The sequence below is a fragment of the Pseudonocardia sp. ICBG1293 genome, assembly GCF_020131355.1.
Taxonomy (GTDB): Bacteria; Actinomycetota; Actinomycetes; order Mycobacteriales; family Pseudonocardiaceae; genus Pseudonocardia.
On record NZ_JAHLEL010000051.1, the window covers coordinates 284,068 to 303,122 of the forward strand.

General features: G+C 74.7%; 20 protein-coding genes and 1 pseudogene. 16 read left to right on the forward strand and 5 right to left on the reverse strand.

From position 1 onward, the window contains the following. Positions 1–33: 33 nt before the first annotated feature. Together KPF47_RS27315 and KPF47_RS27320 are read right to left on the reverse strand one after the other, a co-directional pair. Positions 34–1,302 carry an HNH endonuclease signature motif containing protein gene (locus tag KPF47_RS27315; RefSeq protein WP_224391696.1) on the reverse strand — a complete coding sequence of 423 codons (1,269 nt, stop codon included), beginning with the start codon at positions 1,300–1,302 and terminating at the stop codon, positions 34–36. A gap of 164 nt (positions 1,303–1,466) precedes the next feature. Beyond that, positions 1,467–1,964, reverse strand: coding sequence for a glyoxalase/bleomycin resistance/extradiol dioxygenase family protein (locus KPF47_RS27320; protein WP_224391697.1), 498 nt, complete (start codon positions 1,962–1,964; stop codon positions 1,467–1,469). 62 nt (positions 1,965–2,026) lie between these two features. Here KPF47_RS27320 and KPF47_RS27325 point away from each other — a divergent pair, with 62 nt between their 5' ends. The 6 genes from KPF47_RS27325 to mutM all read left to right on the forward strand — a co-directional run bounded on the left by KPF47_RS27325 (position 2,027) and on the right by mutM (position 6,463). Further along, entirely contained in the window at positions 2,027–2,794 is a 768-nt protein-coding gene (locus KPF47_RS27325; RefSeq protein ID WP_224391698.1) for a helix-turn-helix domain-containing protein, read from the forward strand. A 175-nt stretch (positions 2,795–2,969) separates the two neighbouring features. After that, on the forward strand, positions 2,970–3,965 hold the full coding sequence (locus tag KPF47_RS27330; RefSeq protein WP_224391699.1) for a MinD/ParA family protein: 996 nt from the start codon (positions 2,970–2,972) through the stop codon (positions 3,963–3,965). Between the two features lie 26 nt (positions 3,966–3,991). Next, a complete protein-coding gene (locus tag KPF47_RS27335; RefSeq protein ID WP_224391700.1) occupies positions 3,992–4,567 on the forward strand; it encodes a DUF177 domain-containing protein in 576 nt (191 codons plus the stop codon). 70 nt (positions 4,568–4,637) lie between these two features. Then, positions 4,638–4,820 carry a 50S ribosomal protein L32 gene (gene rpmF / locus KPF47_RS27340; RefSeq protein WP_020626225.1) on the forward strand — a complete coding sequence of 61 codons (183 nt, stop codon included), beginning with the start codon at positions 4,638–4,640 and terminating at the stop codon, positions 4,818–4,820. An 8-nt stretch (positions 4,821–4,828) separates the two neighbouring features. Then, positions 4,829–5,578, forward strand: a complete 750-nt coding sequence (gene rnc / locus KPF47_RS27345; RefSeq protein WP_224391701.1) for a ribonuclease III — start codon at positions 4,829–4,831, stop codon at positions 5,576–5,578. A gap of 6 nt (positions 5,579–5,584) precedes the next feature. After that, the gene (gene mutM, locus KPF47_RS27350; RefSeq protein ID WP_224391702.1) at positions 5,585–6,463 is read left to right on the forward strand and encodes a bifunctional DNA-formamidopyrimidine glycosylase/DNA-(apurinic or apyrimidinic site) lyase; all 879 of its coding nucleotides are present in this window, start codon (positions 5,585–5,587) and stop codon (positions 6,461–6,463) included. A gap of 13 nt (positions 6,464–6,476) precedes the next feature. On the opposite strand, the gene lysA is transcribed toward mutM, so the two are convergent. Together lysA and KPF47_RS27360 are read right to left on the reverse strand one after the other, a co-directional pair. Beyond that, entirely contained in the window at positions 6,477–7,811 is a 1,335-nt protein-coding gene (gene lysA, locus KPF47_RS27355; RefSeq protein ID WP_224391703.1) for a diaminopimelate decarboxylase, read from the reverse strand. A gap of 333 nt (positions 7,812–8,144) precedes the next feature. Next, entirely contained in the window at positions 8,145–9,191 is a 1,047-nt protein-coding gene (locus KPF47_RS27360) for a magnesium and cobalt transport protein CorA (protein WP_224391704.1), read from the reverse strand. A gap of 307 nt (positions 9,192–9,498) precedes the next feature. Here KPF47_RS27360 and KPF47_RS27365 point away from each other — a divergent pair, with 307 nt between their 5' ends. From KPF47_RS27365 to KPF47_RS27395, 8 genes and pseudogenes are all read left to right on the forward strand, one after another. After that, positions 9,499–9,648 (forward strand): hypothetical protein, encoded by a 150-nt coding sequence (locus tag KPF47_RS27365; protein ID WP_224391705.1) that lies wholly within the window; start codon positions 9,499–9,501, stop codon positions 9,646–9,648. After that, positions 9,645–9,743 (forward strand): K(+)-transporting ATPase subunit F, encoded by a 99-nt coding sequence (gene kdpF / locus KPF47_RS27370; protein WP_020624320.1) that lies wholly within the window; start codon positions 9,645–9,647, stop codon positions 9,741–9,743. The genes KPF47_RS27365 and kdpF overlap by 4 nt, the downstream gene beginning before the upstream one ends. A 71-nt stretch (positions 9,744–9,814) precedes the next feature. After that, positions 9,815–10,144 (forward strand): annotated as a pseudogene (locus KPF47_RS41145) (potassium-transporting ATPase subunit KdpA); the annotation flags it as partial. Between the two features lie 55 nt (positions 10,145–10,199). Beyond that, the gene (kdpA, locus tag KPF47_RS27375) at positions 10,200–11,414 is read left to right on the forward strand and encodes a potassium-transporting ATPase subunit KdpA (protein WP_374108900.1); all 1,215 of its coding nucleotides are present in this window, start codon (positions 10,200–10,202) and stop codon (positions 11,412–11,414) included. A gap of 35 nt (positions 11,415–11,449) precedes the next feature. Next, on the forward strand, positions 11,450–13,540 hold the full coding sequence (kdpB, locus tag KPF47_RS27380) for a potassium-transporting ATPase subunit KdpB (protein WP_224391948.1): 2,091 nt from the start codon (positions 11,450–11,452) through the stop codon (positions 13,538–13,540). After that, positions 13,540–14,148: a potassium-transporting ATPase subunit C gene (locus KPF47_RS27385; protein ID WP_224391706.1), complete on the forward strand. Its 609-nt coding sequence runs from the start codon at positions 13,540–13,542 to the stop codon at positions 14,146–14,148. Before kdpB ends, KPF47_RS27385 begins: the two co-directional genes overlap by 1 nt. Positions 14,149–14,171: 23 nt before the next feature. Then, positions 14,172–16,685 carry a DUF4118 domain-containing protein gene (locus KPF47_RS27390; RefSeq protein ID WP_224391707.1) on the forward strand — a complete coding sequence of 838 codons (2,514 nt, stop codon included), beginning with the start codon at positions 14,172–14,174 and terminating at the stop codon, positions 16,683–16,685. Next, positions 16,682–17,383, forward strand: a complete 702-nt coding sequence (locus KPF47_RS27395; protein WP_308015508.1) for a response regulator — start codon at positions 16,682–16,684, stop codon at positions 17,381–17,383. The genes KPF47_RS27390 and KPF47_RS27395 overlap by 4 nt, the downstream gene beginning before the upstream one ends. A 13-nt stretch (positions 17,384–17,396) precedes the next feature. On the opposite strand, the gene KPF47_RS27400 is transcribed toward KPF47_RS27395, so the two are convergent. Continuing rightward, on the reverse strand, positions 17,397–18,194 hold the full coding sequence (locus KPF47_RS27400) for a CAP domain-containing protein (RefSeq protein ID WP_224391708.1): 798 nt from the start codon (positions 18,192–18,194) through the stop codon (positions 17,397–17,399). A 22-nt stretch (positions 18,195–18,216) separates the two neighbouring features. Here KPF47_RS27400 and KPF47_RS27405 point away from each other — a divergent pair, with 22 nt between their 5' ends. Both KPF47_RS27405 and KPF47_RS27410 read left to right on the forward strand, forming a co-directional pair. Next, positions 18,217–18,507: an acylphosphatase gene (locus KPF47_RS27405; RefSeq protein ID WP_224391709.1), complete on the forward strand. Its 291-nt coding sequence runs from the start codon at positions 18,217–18,219 to the stop codon at positions 18,505–18,507. Positions 18,508–18,568: 61 nt separating this feature from the next. Further along, complete coding sequence (locus KPF47_RS27410) at positions 18,569–18,985, forward strand: VOC family protein (RefSeq protein ID WP_224391710.1); 417 nt, start codon at positions 18,569–18,571, stop codon at positions 18,983–18,985. Positions 18,986–19,055: the final 70 nt, after the last annotated feature.

Genomic DNA, 19,055 nt, shown 5'->3' on the forward strand with positions numbered 1-19,055 from the left:
GAGCGGAGCCCTCGGTCCCCGTCCGATGATCGGTCAGTCCGGTCCACGGTAGGTGTGTCCGGTCGGTGTCCTGGTGACCACGGTGCCGTCGGGTGCGCGGAAGACGCGCCAGCCGGGGTGTTCGCGGACGTGGTTGTGGAACTCGCACACGGCGCGGCCGTTGTCGAGTTCGGTGCGTCCGCCGTCGGCGTGGCGGTGGATGTGGTCGAGGTGGCGGGCGGGTGCGTCGCAGTAGGGCTCGGTGCACCGGTTCTCCGCACGGGCTCTGACGAGTGTGGCGAGCAGTCCGGTGAAGGCGCGTCGTCGGGAGTCGCCGCCGATGACCAGGCCCTGGTCGGTGAGCAGTCTGCGCAGGGACTTCGTCCCCTCTGGGGTGGCGAGCAGGTCGGCGGGCACGGGTCCGAGGCCGGGGATCTCGGCGGGCAGCGGGGAGGTCGGGTCGAGTAGGGCCTGGGTCGGGACGGTGACCTGGACCTCCAGGTTCACTGCGGTCGCGGTGGCCTGGCCGGTGGCGCGTTCGACGAGGGTGTCGGCGAGGACCTGGCCGCGGGTGCGGGTCAGTGGCTGTGGGTCGACCTGGATCTCGACGAAGGCCTTCTGCAGTGCGGCCAGGCAGGCGGCGCCCTGTTCGACCGGGACGTAGGCGGTCAGATAGCTCATCGCGTCCGGCGCCGGGCGCAGTGTCACTCGGCGTGCGGCTCTGGCGGTGTGGACGCGGGCGCGGAAGCGCTCCGGGGCGATCTCGGCGACCAGGCGCCGGGTCGTCGCGCGTAGCCGGCCGATGCCGTACCGGGTGAGGTCACCGGCGGCGGCGAGCCGGGCGTCGACCTGCGCCCGCTGGGCTGTGTCGAGATCGCGGCACTCGACGGCGATCGCTGTGATCTTGGCGGCGCTGAGCTGCCCGGCTTCATGGAGGCGCCGGACGTCGTCGAGTCCGGCGTGCAGGTCGCGGGCGTCGGCCACCCGGGTGCGGGCTTCGGTGGTGGAGATCCGGCAGGCCAGTTGGATCTGGGCGACGACGCTGCGGTGGATCTCGTCGACATCGGTCCGGTCGTCGAGGCGCCGGTTCTCGACGTGGGCCCGGGTGAAGGCCCGGATCCGGTCCGCCTGAAGGGCGGCCAGGGAGGCCTGGAGGGTCTCGATCTCCTGGATCTGGTCGACCAGCTCGGCTTCGGACGACGTGGAGGTGTCGGCGGCGAGGGCGTGGTCGAGGTGGAACCGGATCAGGGTGAGGTCACCGGAGGGGAACCCGTCGCCGGGCACGCCGGTGGCGTGGGCGGGTGGTTCCTGGGTGGCGGTCACACCGTCGAGAATAGTCGAATAAATGTTCGAGTACCAGTTTCCGTTTGCTATTGCGAATTCGTGAGCTGGGAGAACGTCGTTGCGAGGGAGGAGCCGCGGTGCGCTGCTCCGGCCCCGCGCGCACGGTGGCCCAATGACCGTGAGCCGGTGCAGCCGCCGTCCCGTCAGCCCTGCCGCGCCGCCCACTCCGCGACCCGGCGCCCGCTCTCCTCCGGCGACAGGTCCTCCACCCGGGTCATCACCGCCCATCGCACCCCGTAGGGATCGACGACCGAGCCGAACCGGTCCCCGGAGACGAACGTCGAGACCGGCTCGCGCACCGTCGACCCGGCCTCGACCAGCGTCGCGACGGCCGCGTCCACATCGGGCACGTACACCGCGAGCGACAGCGACACCGGGTGGTCGCCCCCCGGGGCGGCGACGAGGCCGTGGTCGGGCATCGCGTCGGACACGGTGAACCGGCCGGCCGCCAGCTCCAGCTCGGCGTGCCCGACCATCCCGCCCATCTCGGTGACCGAGAGCACCCGGGCCCCGAGGGCGGCGCAGTAGAGTTCGATCGCCGCGCGGGCGGGCGAGGCCACCAGGTGCGGGGTGAGCGAGGTGACCCCGTGGGGGCGGCCGTCGGTGGTGTGGGTGCCGGTGACGCTGGTCGTGAGCTCCATGCGTCGAGCCTGCCCGCCCCGTCCCCGGACGGATTGAACATTGCCGACAGGGGGTGTGGGTGATGACCGTCGAGTCGCGCGGGCACCTGAACCCGGGCGCCCCCGAGGTCGTGCTCGAGCGGGTGCCGATCGGGCTCGACGACCTCGTGCGGTGGGTGTGGACCGCCCGCTGGGACGTGCCGCCGGGGCGCCCGGTGCGCCAGCGTGTGCTGCAGTACCCGGCGTTCAACCTCGTCACCGACCCGGCCACCGCGACGCTGCACGGGCCGCGGACCGGCGTCGACGTCCGGGAGCTGGCCGGGCGGTCCTGGGTGGTCGGCGTCCTGCTCCGGCCCGGTGCGACCCCGCTGTTCACGACCACCGCACCGGCCGCGTTGCGCGGTGCCGCCGAGGAGGTCCACGGCGCGCCGGTGGCGGTCCTGGGGGCGGCGATGGCGGGCGGCGACCCGGCCGCGACCGTGCGGGACTGGCTCGCACCGCTGACGGACCGGGTCACCGACGCCGGACGCCTGGTCAACCGGGCCTGCGCGCTGGCCGAGTCCCGCACCGACGTCCGGCGTGCCGACCAGCTCGCCGAGCTCGTCGGCGTCGCGCCACGGACCCTGGAACGGCTGGTCCGCGCCCACATCGGGCTGACCCCGCTGTGGCTGATCGAGTGCCGTCGCCTGCAGCACGCCGCCGCCGTCCTGCGGACCGAGCCGGACACCGCGCTGGCCGCGCTGGCCGCCGACCTCGGGTACGCCGACCAGGCCCACTTCACGCGTCGCTACCGGGCGGTGCTCGGCGAGACGCCCGGTGCGACGCGACAGGCGGCCCGCACCGCCGGGTGATCGCGGGTGCCGGTGCGGCACAGGGGCTTCACCGGGCGCGGTTGCTGTGGTCGGATACGCCGGACGCAGGAACCCAGGTCACCCGCCGTACTACTCTCCGCGCATGGCACGCCGGCCCGAACCCGACCCGACGACCTGGTGGGCACGGTACGGGCACCGGCTGGAAGGACCTCCTGTGACGAACCCGGCGCAGCCCCCGGCCGATGCCCCGACCCCGCGACCCGGGGCCCGGCGGGAGGGGCCCGGGGCCGGCCCGGCGGACCTGCGGGAGGACGCCGTGCTGCGGCCGCGGCCCGAGCGGCCCCGCACCGGATGGCGGCGGGTCCTCCACGACGTCACCGGCGGCCGGGTGAACCCCGGCCCGAGCGAGGCCGAGGAGCTCCGCTCGGGACTGCTGGCCCGGGTCCGGGCGCCGCTGGCCGGCGCGCACCGGGTGGCGGTCATGTCGGTGAAGGGCGGCGTCGGGAAGACCACGGTCGCGGCCTGCCTGGGGCAGGCGCTGGCCGAGCACCGCGGCGACCGGGCCGTCGTCCTCGACGCCAACCCCGACGCCGGCACCCTGGCCGACCGCCTCACCGGCGACTCCCGGATCACCGTCCGCGAGATGCTCGACGACCTGGAGTCGGTCGGTACCTGGACCGACGTGTCCCGCTACACCAGTCTCGCCGGGCGCCTGCAGGTGCTGGCCTCCGAGCAGGACCCCGCCTCCGGCGAGGCGTTCTCCCGCGAGGAGTACGAGCGCGTCGTCGCCCTGCTGGGCCGCTTCTTCAACATCATCATCACCGACTCGGGCACCGGTCTGGTGCACTCCACGATGCAGGGCACCCTCGCGTGCGCCGACTCGGTGGTCGTCGTCGGCGCCCCGACCGTCGACGGCGCGGGCCGGGCCAGCAAGACGCTGGACTGGATGGCCGCGCACGGCCACGGCGACCTCGTCCGCGACGCGGTGGTCGTGCTGTCCTGTGACCGGCGCAGCGCCGAGGTCGACGCCGCCCGGATCCGCGAGCACTTCGCCCAGCGGGTGCGCGGGGTCGTCGAGGTCCCGCACGACCCGCACCTGGCCACCGGCGGGCGGATCGACCCCGCTCGGCTGCGCCCCGCGACCGCGGCCGCGTTCCTGGAGCTGGGAGCCCTCGTCGCCGACGCGTTCGACGTGCGACGACGCGGCTGAGCGGGCCGCGTACGCTGGTCGGCGAGATGAACACCGCGCGCAGCCAGAACCGTCCCGACGACAACCCCTGGGTCCTCTCCACCCGTGAGCTGGCCCGCCGCCCCGGTACCCAGCGCACCGTGGCCCGTACGGTCCCCGCGCCGTCGGGCGACGCCGAGATCGGCCTGACCGGGGTGATCACCGTCCCCGGCGGGTCCGACGTCGAGCTCGACGTGTCCCTGGAGTCGGTCACCGAGGGCGTGTACGTCTCCGGCACCGCCGACGCCCGGCTGACGGGGGAGTGCTCACGCTGCCTGGAGCCGCTCGGGGAGGACGTGCAGGTCCGGATCGGTGAGCTGTTCGCCTACCCGGACTCGGTCACCGAGGAGACCACCGACGCCGACGAGATCCCGCGGCTGGTCGACGAGCGCATCGACCTGACCCAGACCGTGCGCGACGCGATCGTCACCGAGCTGCCGATGGCGCCGCTGTGCCGCGAGGACTGCCCCGGTCTGTGCGTCGAGTGCGGCGAGAGGTGGGCCGATCTCCCGTCGGATCACGGGCATGAGACACTGGATCCTCGTTGGGCGGCGCTCCGTGAGCGCCTGCCCTCCACCGATTGAGCGGCGGCTCCCCGTGAGCCCGCTGCCCGGTGGGAAGACCTGATCGTCCGAAGTACCGAGGAGTGTCATCATGGCCGTTCCCAAGCGCCGGATGTCGCGGTCGAACACGCGTGCGCGCCGGTCGCAGTGGAAGGCCACTGCGCCGACCCTGGTCGCCTGCTCGAACCGCGCCTGCCGTGAGCCGAAGCTGCAGCACATCGCGTGCCCGACCTGTGGGCAGTACGACGGCCGTCAGGTCACCAGCCCGGCCTGATCGCAGCAGTGGGCGACAAGAGCGTGACCGGTCCGGCGACGGACCGGTCACCTCTGCTGTCCGCACTTGGTGTGGACCTGGACGAGGCGCTGCTCACGCTGGCGCTCACCCACCGGTCCTACGCCTACGAGCACGGCGGGCTGCCGACCAACGAGCGCCTGGAGTTCCTGGGCGACTCGGTCCTGTCCATCGTGATCACCGAGCGGCTCTACCGGGACCACCCGGACCTGCCCGAGGGTCAGCTGGCGAAGCTGCGCGCGAGCGTGGTCAACATGCACGCGCTCGCCACCGTCGCGGTCGCGCTGCCGACGCCCGGAGACGGTCCGCACGGCCTCGGGGCGTACCTGTACCTGGGGCGCGGTGAGGAGCTGACCGGTGGCCGGTCGAAGGCCAGCATCCTGGCCGACGCCACCGAGGCGCTGCTCGGCGCGGTGTACCTCGCGCACGGCCTCGAGCCGTCCCGTGAGCTCATCCACCGGCTGTTCGCGGACCTGCTGCACAGCGCCCCGCTGCTCGGCGCGGGCCTGGACTGGAAGACCAGCCTGCAGGAGCTCACCGCCGCCGGCGGGCACGGCGTGCCCGAGTACCGGATCGACGAGGAGGGCCCGGACCACCTGAAGGTGTTCACCGCGACGGCCGTCGTCGGGGGTCGTGACCTCGGCACCGGCGCGGGGCGCACCAAGAAGGAGGCCGAGCAGAAGGCGGCCGAGATCGCCTGGCGCGCGCTGTCCGACGAGAGCGCCGGCTCCGGGCGATAGCCGTCGATGCCGGAACTGCCCGAGGTCGAGGTCGTCCGCCGCGGCCTCGCCGACCACGTGCTGGACCGGCGCATCGCCGGCGTCGAGGTACTGCACCCGCGCGCGGTACGCCGGCACCCGACCGGTTCCGGTGACTTCACCGGCCGGCTGACCGGGCGCACCCTCTCCGCGGCGGCCCGGCGCGGCAAGTACCTGTGGCTGGAGCTCGACACCGCGGGCGAGGGCGACGACGCGCTGCTCGCGCACCTGGGCATGTCCGGCCAGATGCTCGTCGAGGCCCCGGACGCGCCGCAGGAGAAGCACCTGCGGGTCCGCGTCCGGTTCGACGACGACGGGCCCGAGCTGCGTTTCGTCGACCAGCGGACCTTCGGCGGGCTGTCGGTGCACCCGCTCGCCGCGGCCGCGGGCGGTGGGCTCGTCCCCGAGCCGGTCGCGCACATCGCGCGGGACCCGATGGACCCGGCCTTCTCGGCCGACGACGCCGTCGCCGCGCTGCGCCGGCGCCGGACCGAGGTCAAGCGGGCCCTGCTCGACCAGACCGTCGTGTCCGGGATCGGCAACATCTACGCCGACGAGGCGCTCTGGCGGGCCCGGCTGCACGGCACCCGGCCCACCGAGAAGCTCACCCGGGCCCAGGGCCACGCCGTCCTCGACGCCGCGACGACCGTGATGCACGAGGCCCTCGCCCAGGGCGGCACCTCCTTCGACGCGCTCTACGTCAACGTCAACGGCGCCTCGGGTTACTTCGACCGGTCGCTGAACGTCTACGGCCGGGCGGACCGGGCGTGCCGCCGCTGCGGCACCCCGATCCGCCGGGACGCGTTCATGAACCGCTCGTCGTTCACCTGCCCGCGGTGCCAGCCGGCGCCGCGACCCCGGCGCTGACCGGCGCGGGAGCTCACGAGCAGTCGCGGCGCAGCAGGTCCTCTGGGCTGTCGCGCCGCAGCAGCGGCAGCGCCGCCCCCGCCGCGACGGCGACCACCGGGGGCCGCGGGACCTGGTTGTAGGTCGAGGCCATCGAGGCGTGGTACGCGCCGGACACCGGCACGGCCAGCAGGTCCCCGGGGGCGATGTCGGCGGGCAGCCGGACCCCCTCGGCGACGACGTCGGAGGACTCGCAGTGCCGCCCCGCGACGCGGACCGTCTCCAGCGGCGCCCGGGTGGCGCGTCCGACGAGCCGGACCGGGTAGCGGGCGCCGTAGAGGGCCGGGCGCGGGTCGTCGCTCATGCCGCCGTCGACGAGCACGGTGGTGGTGCCGTCGCCGCAGCGCTGCACCGCACCGACCCGGTAGAGGGTCACCCCGGCCCGGGCGACGACCGCGCGGCCCGGCTCGACCAGCAGCCGCGGCTCGTCGAGCCCGTGCGCCGCGCAGCTCCGCGCGAGGGTGCCCCGCAGGGCCCGGCCGAAGGTCGCCGGGTCCAGGCAGGGCTCGCCCTCGGCGTACCCGACCGCGTGCCCGCCGCCGAGGTCCAGCTCGGCGACGGTGATCCCGTACCGCGCGCGCAGCGCCGCGATCACGCCCACCATCCGGACCGCGGCCCGCTCGTAGCGCGCCACCGACGGCACCTGCGACCCGAGGTGGCAGTGCAGGCCGACGAGCTCTAGCTCGGGACGGGCCAGCACCCGCCCCGCGACCTCGCACGCCTCGGCGGGCGGCATCCCGAACCACGACGACGCGGTGCCGGTCGTGAGCCCCGGGTGGGTGCCGGCGTCGACGTCGGGGCTGATACGCAGCAGCACCTTCTGCCGGTGCGGGGCCAGCGCGGCGATCCGGTCGACCTCCGCCGCCGAGTCCAGCACGATCCGCCCGACGCCCGCGGCGAACGCGGCCTTGAGGTCCTCGTCGGTCTTGACGGTGCCGTGCAGCACGATCCGGTCGCCGGGCAGCCCCGCGGCCGCGGCCACCGCGACCTCGCCGCCGGAGCAGGCGTCGACCGAGCAGCCCTCGTCGGCCACCAGGCGGGCCATCCCGCGGCAGAGGAAGGCCTTGCCGGCGTAGACGATCTCGGCGTCGGGCAGCGCGGCCCGGTAGGCGCGGCAGCGGGCGCGGACGTCGGCGGTGTCGAGCACCTGCACCGGGGTGCCGAAACGGGCGGCGAGCCCGGCGAGGTCGACCCCACCGACCTGCAGGGCGCCGTCGGAGGTCGTGCGGGTCGTGACCGGCCACAGGCCCGGCTCGAGACGGGCGGCGAGCGTGGGACGCAGGGAGGGGAGGAGGTCGGCGAGGGTCACCGGGATGACTCCTTGGTGGCGGGCGCCCGGTGCGGGCGCCGTGCCCCTCCGTTGTCGCCCCGCGGGCCCGCCGTCGTCCGCCGTCGCTACGCCGTCCTGACGCCGTCCGGCCCAGCGCTGGCGGCCCGTTGACACGCGACCGGGTGCAGTGGTGCGCCCTCCACCCCGCCGGCGCCCGGGCCGTACCCGCAGGGTGTCCGCACGACCGACCCGACGACCGGTCGCTGCGTGACCGAGCCGCCACCGCCGCTGGTCGTGACGATCCCGCAGACCACCGCGGCCCCGGCACCGGTGACCCCTGCACCGCCGACGCCGGGTGCCGGCGCCCGGCCCTCAGAGCCAGTCGTTGTGCTTGAACGCCAGGTACAGCCCCAGCCCGAGCAGCAGCATCAGCCCGATCGCCATCGGGTAGCCCAGCGCCCAGTGCAGCTCGGGCATCTCGTCGAAGTTCATGCCGTAGATGCCGGCGATCAGGGTCGGGGCGAAGAGGATCGCCGCCCACGACGACACCCGCTTCATCTGCTCGTTCTGCGCGAAGCCGGCCTCGGTCAGCCGGGTCATCTCCTCGTTCTGCCGCTGCGCGACCAGGGTGGAGTTGACCGTCAGGATGTTGCCCAGCAGGTCGCGGAACCCCTCGACACGCTCCCGCACCCGGGTGGCGTGGTCGATCACGTCGCGCATCGCCCGGCGCAGCTCCAGGTCCGGGGCGTCGCCGGACTTGGCGAACCGGGCCCGCAGCTCGACGAAGATCTCCTGCAGCGGCTCGACGGCCCGCTGGAACGCGATGACCTGCCGCGTGAGCTGGTAGATGCGCCGCGAGACGTGCGGATCACCGCGGAAGACCTGGACCTCGATCTCGTCGATGTCGTCCTGCAGTCCCTCGAGGACGGGCACGTAGTCGTCGACGACCCGGTCCAGGACCGCGTACAACACCGCCATCGGGCCGTGCGAGAGCAGCTCCGGGTCGCTCTCCAGCCGGTCGCGGACCTCGCCGAGCTGCGGCTCGGCGGCGTGCCGGACGGTGATGACGAAGTCCGGCCCGAGGAACAGGTGCACCTCGCCGATCTCGACGACCTCGTCGGAGTCGACGTAGCGGGCCGGGCGCAGCACCACGAACTCGGTGCTCCCGTAGCGCTCCAGCTTGGGCCGCTGGTGGGCGTTGACGGTGTCCTCGATCGCCAGTGCGTGCAGCCCGAACTCCGCCGCGACCTGGTGGATCTCGTCGGTCCCCGGCCGCAGCATGCCGATCCAGCAGAACGCCGGCGCGGAGTCACCGTGGTCGGCACGGCACCCCTGCCACGCCTCGACCGCACCGTCGACGGAGTCCGGCGCCGCCGCCTGCTTGCCGTCGACGTAGACCGCGTTGTCGATCACCGACATGCACAGACCTCCCGCCGGACCACCCCGGGCGGGTGCCCGGGCCGTCACCGAGCAGGGTAACCAGCGCTGTGGCGCGCAACCGTCGTGTGCGGACACCGCCGGCGCACGCGCGCGAGCGTGCACCCCCGGTGGGGCACCGGCCGGGCCCCTGACGCGCTGTTGGCGACGTCACGCGCGTGCGTTGACGGGGCCCTGAGGTCGTCCACCCGTCCGGTGGACGTGACGACCACCACCGGGCGTCAAGAACCCGTCAACGCGCGGCCCGGTGGGCGTCAATCCGGCGTCATCGCGGCCGTCGCGGACCCCGGTGCGGCGCACGATCCCCGCAGCCCGCCGGACATGCCGGCGGGCGGGCACGACCGAGGAGAGTCCCGTGGCCGACCTGGCCTGCATCGCGTTGCTGGTGGCGTCCTTCGCCGTCCTCGCACTCACCCTGCGCGGGATGGAGAAGCTGTGATCGCGACCGTCGTCGAGAACGCGGCCGGGGGCCTGCTCGCCCTGGGGCTGCTGGTGTACCTGGTCATCGCGTTGCTCCGCCCGGAGCGGTTCTGATGGCCGGGCTCGCGCAGGCGGCGGCGCTGGTGGCGCTGCTCGCCGTGACCTGGAAACCGCTGGGCGACTGGATGGCGCGGGTCTACACCGACACCCGGCACTGGCGGATCGAGCGGCTCGTCCACCGGATCTGCCGGATCGACGCCACGTCCACGCAGCGCTGGACGACCTACGCCGCGGGCGTGCTGGGCTTCTCGTTCGTCTCGATCGTGCTGCTCTACCTGATGCAGCGCCTGCAGTGGCTGCTGCCGCTGGGGTTCGGCCGCGGCACCGACGGCGCCGACAGCGTCTCGCCCGCGATGGCGTTCAACACCGCGGTCTCGTTCGTGACCAACACCAACTGGCAGTCCTACGTGCCGGAGAAGGTGCTCGGCCACACCGTGCAGATGGTCGGGCTGACCGTGCAGAACGTCGTGTCCGCCGCGGTCGGCATGGCCGTCGCGGTCGCCCTGGTCCGTGGCCCACGGGCAGGGGGCGCAGGAGGACGGCCGGATCGGCAACTTCTGGGTCGACCTCGTCCGCGGTGTCACCCGCATCCTGCTGCCGATGGCCGCGGTCGCCGCGGTGGTGCTCGTCGCGACCGGCGTCGTCCAGTCGCTGCGCGCGGGCGTCGACGTCACCACCGTCGACGGCAGCAGCCACACCCTGGCCCTCGCCCCGGCCGCGTCGCAGGAGGCGGTCAAGGAGCTCGGCACCAACGGCGGCGGCATCCTCAACGCGAACTCCGCGCACCCGTTCGAGAACCCGAGCCCGCTGTCGAACCTGCTCGAGATCTTCCTGTTGCTGGTCGTCCCGGTGGCGCTGACCCGCACCTTCGGCGTACTGACCGGCCGGGTGCGCCAGGGCGCGGTGCTGCTGTCGGTGATGGCCGGACTGTGGGCGCTGTTCCTCGCCGCGACCTGGCTCGCCGAGCTGCACCCCAACGGGCCCGCCGCGCTCGCCGCGGGCGGTGCGACGGAGGGCAAGGAGGTGCGCTTCGGCATCCCCGGCTCCGCGCTGTTCGTGGTGTCGACGACCGGCACGTCGACCGGCGCGGTCAACGCCGCCCACGACAGCCTCACCGGCGCGGGCGGCGGCGTCGCGCTGCTGAACATGCTGCTCGGCGAGGTCGCACCCGGCGGCGTCGGCTCCGGGCTCTACGGCCTGCTCGTGCTCGCGGTCATCGCGGTGTTCCTGGCCGGGCTGATGGTCGGGCGCACGCCGGAGTACCTGGGCAAGAAGCTCGGCCGGCGCGAGATCACCTACGCCGCGGTGTCGATCCTGGTGATGCCGGCGTTCGTGCTGATCGGGGCGGGCCTGGCGATCGCCCTGCCGGGCACCGCGGACGCGCTCGGCAACAGCGGGGCGCACGGCTTCTCCGAGGTCCTCTACGCCTGGGCGTCCGCCGCCAACAACAACGGCTCCGCCTTCGGCGGGCTCACCGCCACCGGCGACCTCTTCCAGATCGGGCTGGCACTGGCGATGCTTTTCGGGCGCTTCGTCCCGATGCTGGCCGTGCTCGCGCTGGCCGGCTCGCTGGCCCGTCAGCGCCGGGTCCCGGCGGGTGCCGGGACCCTGCCCACCGACGGGCCGCTGTTCGCCGGCCTGGTCGGCGGCACCGTGCTGCTGGTCTCCGCGCTGACCTTCTTCCCGGCGCTCGCGCTCGGCCCGATCGCCGAGGCCCTGTCGTGACCGCCACCCACCACCGTGCCGAGCCGGAGGAACCCGTGTCCGTGACGACCGAGCCGCAGGCGGCGCCGCCGACCGCGGCGCCCGTCGCCGCCGGGGCGTTCGCGCCCGGCCGGCTGCTGGCCGCCCTGCCCGAGGCGCTGCGCAAGCTCGACCCGCGCGTGCAGGCCCGCAACCCGGTCATGTTCGTCGTCTGGGTCGGGTCGGTGCTGGTCACCGTCCTCGCCGTCGCCGACCCGAGCGTGTTCGCGCTCCTCGTCGCGGTGTGGCTGTGGTTCACCGTGCTGTTCGCCAACCTCGCCGAGGCCGTCGCCGAGGGCCGGGGCAAGGCCCAGGCCGCATCGTTGCGCGCCACCCAGCGCGACACCGTCGCCCGCCGCCTGCGGGGCACCGACCCGGCCGACCCGTCCGCGGCCGAGGAGCAGGTCCCCGGCGCCACGCTGACGCTCGGCGACCTGGTCGTCGTCGAGGCGGGGGAGACGATCCCCGGCGACGGCGACGTCGTCCACGGCATCGCCTCGGTCGACGAGTCCGCCATCACCGGCGAGTCCGCACCGGTCATCCGGGAGGCGGGCGGTGACCGCTGCGCCGTCACCGGCGGCACCACCGTGCTGTCGGACCGGATCGTCGTGCGGATCACGACGAGGCCGGGGGAGTCCTTCGTCGACCGGATGATCGCCCTGGTCGAGGGCGCCGCCCGGCAGAAGACCCCGAACGAGATCGCGCTGACCATCCTGCTCTCGGCGCTGACGATCATCTTCCTGCTCGCCGTCGTCGCGATCGCGCCGATGAGCGCCTACGCCGGCACCCAGGTGCCGCTGCTGGTGCTCACCGCGCTGCTGGTCTGCCTCATCCCGACCACCATCGGCGCGCTGCTGTCCGCGATCGGCATCGCCGGGATGGACCGGCTGGTGCTGCGCAACGTGCTGGCCACCTCCGGGCGCGCCGTCGAGGCCGCGGGCGACGTCGACACCCTGCTGCTGGACAAGACCGGCACCATCACCTTCGGCAACCGGCGCGCCACCGCGCTGCACCCGGTCGGGGGCACCGACCTCGACGAGCTGGCGCGGTCGGCGCGGCTGTCCAGCCTCGCCGACCAGACCCCCGAGGGACGCAGCATCGTCGAGCTCTGCGCCGCCGAGCACGGCCTGCCCCCCGAGGCCGACGCGACCGAGGCCGTCGCCGAGTTCGTCCCCTTCACCGCCCAGACCCGGATGTCCGGTATCGACCTCCCCGGTGGCGTCGTCCGCAAGGGCGCCGCGGCCGCGGTCCTCGACTGGGCCCACGCGGGCGACCGCGCCGAGGTGGACCGGCTGGTGGAGACCGTCTCCGACGCCGGCGGCACCCCGCTGGTCGTCGCCAGGGCCTCCGGGCCGACCGGCACCGACGGGCGGGTGCTCGGCGTCATCGAGCTGTCCGACGTCGTCAAGCCCGGCATGGCCGAGCGGTTCGCCGAGCTGCGCGCGATGGGCATCCGCACCGTCATGGTCACCGGCGACAACCCGCGCACTGCCGCCGCGATCGCCGCGCAGGCCGGTGTGGACGACCACCTCGCCGAGGCCACCCCCGAGGACAAGCTCGCCTACATCCGCCGCGAGCAGGAGGGGGGCCGGCTGGTCGCGATGACCGGTGACGGCACCAACGACGCGCCCGCGCTGGCCCAGGCCGACGTCGGCGTCGCCATGAACACCGGCACCTCCGCCGCGAAGGAGGCCGGGAACATGGTCGACCTGGACTCCGACCCGACCAAGCTCATCGAGATCGTCGAGATCGGCAAGCAACTGCTCATCACCCGCGGCGCGCTGACGACGTTCTCCGTCGCCAACGACCTCGCGAAGTACTTCGCGATCCTGCCGGCGATGTTCGTCGCGCTGTACCCGTCGCTCGGACTGCTCAACGTGACGGGCCTGGCGACGCCGGAGTCGGCGATCCTGTCCGCGGTGATCTTCAACGCGCTGGTCATCGTCGCGCTGATCCCGCTGGCGCTGCGCGGGGTGCGGTACCGGCCGTCGTCGGCGGCCTCGTTGCTGCGGCGCAACCTGCTGATCTACGGCCTCGGCGGGGTCGTCACCCCGTTCGTCGGGATCTTCCTGATCGACCTGCTCGTCCGCTTCGTCCCGGGGATCTGATGCTCACCACCCTGCGCCGCCAGACCGCGACCGGTCTGCGCGTGCTCCTCGTCCTGACGGTGCTCTGCGGCATCGTGTACCCGCTCGCGATCTGGGGGGTGGCCCGGATCCCCGGGCTGTCCACCGCCGCGGAGGGCTCGGTGCTGCCGGGCGGGACCGGCTCGTCGCTCATCGGGATCGACCCGGTCGCGGCCGACCCGGCGGCCGACCCGTACTTCCACACCCGCCCCTCGGCGACCGCGGAGGCCGACCTGGGTCTCGGCCCGGCCGACACCACGACGTCCGGCGCCTCGAACAAGGGCGGCTTCGACTCCGGGCTGGCGGAGACGGTGCAGCAGCGCCGCGCCGCGATCGCCGCCCGCGAGTCCGTCGCACCCGCCGCCGTCCCGCCGGACGCGGTGACCGCGTCCGCGTCCGGGCTCGACCCCGACATCAGTCCGGCCTACGCCGCACTGCAGGCACCCCGGGTCGCCCGGGTCACCGGGCTGCCGCTCGACCGGGTGGAGCAGCTCGTCGCCGGGGCGACCAGCGGCCGCACCCTGGGCTTCCTGGGCGAGCCACGGGTGAACGTCACCGAACTCAACCTGTCCGTGCGGGACGCGCGGTAGTGGGGCGGGACCACAATGGCCGGGTGAGGGGAGAACTGCGCATCCACCTCGGCGCCGCACCGGGGGTCGGGAAGACCTTCGCCATGCTCGGCGAGGCCCACCGGCGGGTCGGGCGCGGCGCGGACGTGGTCGTCGGGGTGGTCGAGACCCACGGGCGCGAGCGCACCGCGGGCCTGCTGGAGGGCCTGGAGGTGGTGCCGCGGCGCACCGTCCGGCACGGCGGCACCGAGCTGCACGAGATGGACCTCGCCGCGGTGCTGGCCCGGCGTCCCCAGGTCGTGCTGGTCGACGAGCTGGCCCACACCAACGCCCCGGGCTCGCGCCACGCCCGGCGCTGGCAGGACGTCGAGGAGCTGCTCGACGCCGGCATCGACGTCATCTCCACCGTGAACGTGCAGCACCTGGAGTCCCTCGGCGACGTCGTCGAGACGATCACCGGCGCCCGCCAGCACGAGACCGTCCCCGACGAGGTGGTGCGCCGCGCCGAGCAGATCGAGATCGTCGACATCACCCCCGAGGCCCTGCGCCGGCGCCTCGCGCACGGCAACGTCTACCCGCCCGAACGCGTCGACGCGGCGCTCGCGCACTACTTCCGGGTGCCGAACCTGGTCGCGCTGCGGGAGCTCGCACTGCTGTGGATCGCCGACGAGGTCGACGTCGCGCTGCGCCGCTACCGCACCGAGCAGCAGGTCTCCGACGTGTGGGAGACCCGCGAGCGGGTCGTCGTCGCCCTCACCGGCGGCCGGGAGTCCGAGACGGTGCTGCGGCGGGCGGCACGGATCGCCAAGCGCTCCGGCGGCGCGGACCTGATGGCCGTGCACGTGCTGCGCGGCGACGGCCTGGCCCCCGGCCGCGCCGGGGCACCGGTCGTCGCCGCGGACCGGGTGCGGCGGATGGCCGAGGGCGTCGGTGCGAGCGTCCACACCGTCGTCGGGGAGTCGGTCGACGACGCGCTGCTCGACTTCGCCCGCGGCGTCAACGCCACCCAGCTGGTGCTGGGCACGTCCCGACGCTCCCGGCTGGCCCGGGTGTTCGACCCCGGGATCGGCGCGCGGGTGGTGCAGGAGTCCGGACCGATCGACGTGCACATGGTCACCCACTCCGCCGCCGGGCGGGCCCTGCGGCTGCCACGGCTGCGCAGCGGGCTCACCCCGGGGCGGCAGGCCCTCGGCTGGACGGCCGCGGTGCTCGGCCCGGCCGCGGCGACCGTGCTCGGGATCGCGCTGACCGACTGGGTGGACCTGTCCACCGACGTCGTCCTCTACTTCCTCGCGACCGTGCTCGCCGCCCTGGCCGGCGGGCTCGGCCCCGCGTTGCTCGCGGCGCTGCTCGGCGGGCTGCTGCTGAACTTCTTCCTGTCCCCGCCGCTGTACTCCCTCGCGATCGCCACTCCCGGCAACGTGATCACCGTCGCCGCGATGCTGCTGGTCGGGGTGCTGGTGGCGCTGGTCGTCGACCGGGCCGCGCGGCGCGCGGAGCAGGCGGCGCGGGCCCGGGCGGAGGCGGCGCTGCTGGCGTCGTTCGCGCGGACCGTGCTGACCCGGTCCGACCCGCTGCCGCGGCTGCTGGACCGGGTCCGCGAGACCTGGGCGCTGCGCTCGGTGGCGCTGCTCGAACAGGGCGAGGACCGGGTGTGGCGACGGGTGGCGTGCACCGGCGCCGCCGGGGCCTGCGACCGGCCGGAGCGGGCCGACGTGGACGTCGTGGTCGCACCCGGACTGCACCTGGTCGGCACCGGCCGCGCGCTGCCCGCGGCCGACCGCAGGCTGCTGGAGGTCGTCGGCGGACAGGCGCTGCTCGCGCTGCGCGGGCAGCGCGCGGAGGCCGGTGCGGCCGACGCCGAGCGCCGCGCGGCCGCCAACGAGACCCGCGGCGCGCTGCTCTCGGCGGTCGGGCACGACCTGCGCAGCCCGCTCACCTCGATCAAGGCCGCCGCGGGCAGCCTGCGCGACGAGCACCTCCCGCTCGGCCCGGACGACCGGGCCGAGCTGCTGGCCACCGTGGAGGAGTCGGCGGACCGGCTCACCGGTCTGGTGGACAACCTGCTCGACTCCTCGCGGCTCGCCGCGGGCGCGGTGACCCCGCTGCTCGCCCCGGTCGGCTACGACGAGGTCGCCGCCACCGCGCTGCTCGGGCTGGAGGGCGCCGACCGGGTCCGCGTGGAGATCGGCGAGGACCTGCCCGACGTGCTCGCCGACGCCGGCCTGCTCGACCGGGTGCTCGCCAACGTCGTGGACAACGCGCTGCGGCACGGCGGTACCGAGGTGGTCCTGCGCGCCAGCGCCTACTCCGACCGGGTCGAGCTGCGTGTCGTCGACCGGGGGCGCGGTGTCGCCCCGCGCGAGCGCGATGCGCTGTTCGCCGCGTTCCAGCGCCTCGGCGACCGCGACGCGACGTCCGGCCTGGGGCTGGGGCTGTCGGTGGCGCAGGGGCTGACCGTGGTGATGGGCGGGGAGCTGACCGCGGAGGACACCCCGGGCGGTGGGCTCACCGTCGTCGTGTCGCTGCCCGCCGCGCCGGTGGGGGTGACCCGGTGAACGGGGGTGGGAACGGCGTACGGGTGCTCGTCGTCGACGACGACCCGCAGATCCTGCGCGCGCTGCGGATCAACCTCACCGCGCACGGCTACACGGTGCTGGTCGCCGCCGACGGTGCGGCCGCACTGCGGGCGGCCGCGGACGGGCACCCCGACGTCGTCGTGCTCGACCTGGGGCTGTCCGACCTGGACGGCACCGAGGTCGTCGAGGGGCTGCGCGGCTGGAGCCCGGTACCGGTGATCGTGCTGTCGGCGCGCACCGACTCCGGCGACAAGGTCCGGGCGCTGGACGCCGGCGCCGACGACTACGTCACGAAGCCGTTCGGGATGGCCGAGCTGCTGGCCCGGCTGCGGGCCGCGGTGCGCCGCGCCGCGGTGTCGTCCGTCGACGGCGAGGCCGTGGTGAGCACCGCGGACTTCACCGTCGACCTCGCGGCGAAGACGGTCGTGCGCGCCGACGGCGCCGAGGTGCACCTGACCCCGACCGAGTGGGGGATCCTGGAGCTGCTGGTGCGCCACCGCGGCAAGCTGGTGGAGCAGCGGCGGCTGCTGCGGGAGGTGTGGGGCCCGCAGTACGGCACCGAGACCCACTACCTGCGGGTCTACCTCGCCCAGCTGCGCCGCAAGCTGGAGCCGGTGCCGTCGCGGCCGAAGTACTTGATCACCGAGGCGGGGATGGGGTACCGGTTCGACGGCTGAGGCGGCGCGCCCCTCAGCGGCCGAAGTCCTGGGTCCAGTACCCGTCGGCGAGACCGACGCCGATCGTCGTCAGCGAGCAGTTCAGGATGTTCCTGCGGTGTCCGGGGGAGTCCATCCAGTCCGCCACCACGGTGGCGGCGTCCGGCTGGCCCATCGCGATGTTCTCCGCGCCGGGGGACCCGTAGCCGGCGGCGGTGATCCGGTCGGCGAAGTCGCGCCCGTCGCGGCTGTCGTGGGCGAAGTAGCCCTGGGCGGCCATGTCCTCGCTGTGTCCCTGGGCGGCGGCGCTGATCCGCGGGTCGGCCCGCAGCGCACCGCAGCCGGCGGCGGCCCGCTCGGCGTTGGTCAGCTCCACGACGCGGGCGAGCTCGCCGGACAGCCCGGCCACGACACCCCTCGCCGACGGGACCGTGGGGCGGGCCGCGGGGGCCTGCCCGGCGGTGCGGCCGGTGGCGGGCTCGGCGGTGGCGGCCGCAGCGGTGGCCGCCTGGTGCGCGGAGAGCGCGTCGAGCGCGGTCCGGGCGGAGGAGCCCGGGTCGGCCGGGGCCGCGGCGAGCGCACCGCGGACGAGCGCGGCGCCGTCGACCGGGGCGCCGTCACCGCCCGGGGCCGGGGCCGTCGTCGCGTGGGCGGCGCCGACCGCCCGGAGCGGCCGGGTGTCCGAGACCGGCCCGCCGGGGCGTTCGGCGTCGGGCGAGCCCGCTGCGGTGAGCGCCGGTGCGGCGAGCGGGGCGGTCATGGCCAGCACGGCGCCGGCCCCCACCCCGCCGAGCACGGCGCTCGCGGCGCGCGGTGTGCGTCGTCGGGTCACGGTCGGGTAACGTACCAGTACTGTGAGTGGCAACACAGATTCGACCGTTCGGCTGATCGCATGGGTCCAGGGGGAGGTGCAGGGGGTCGGTTTCCGCTGGTGGACCCGGTCACGGGGCCTCGAGCTCGGCCTCGTCGGACAGGCCCGCAACCTCTCCGACGGTCGGGTGGCGGTGACCGCGGAGGGTGACCGCGGGGCCTGCGAGCGGTTGCTCGAGCTGCTCCGCGGTGACGGGACGCCGGGCCGGGTCACCGCGGTGTCGGAGCAGTGGGCTGAGCCGTCCGGCGCATTCGCGGGATTCGTCGAGGCCTGAACGCTCAGTTCAGCCGCTCCCGGGGGTCCACCCCTCGACCCACACCACCCGGGAGGCCGCGATGCCCGTCCAGATGAACCCGTACCTGCACTTCGACTCCCGCGCCCGCGAGGCGATGGAGTTCTACCGCTCCGTGCTCGGCGGCGAGCTGCAGGTCATGACCTTCGGCGACATGGGGGCCGAGGGCCCCGTCCCGCCGCCGGACGGCGTGATGCACGCCTACCTCGGCACCCCCGACGGCTTCGCCCTGATGGCGTCCGACGGGGACCCGCAGCGGCCGACCGGCGCCCCGTCGGGCATCTCGGTCAGCCTGTCCGGGGACGACCCGGAGAAGCTGCGCGGCTTCTTCGCCGGGCTCGCCGATGGCGGCGTGGTCGACGTCCCGATGGAGAAGCAGGCGTGGGGCGACGAGTTCGGTCAGCTCACCGACCGCTTCGGCGTCCGCTGGCTGGTCAACGCCTCGGCGCCCACCCCCTGAGGTGTCCGGGCGGGCCGCCGGGCGCGGCGGCCCGCCCCGCTACCCTGTGGACCCCCGCGCCCCTGGAGAG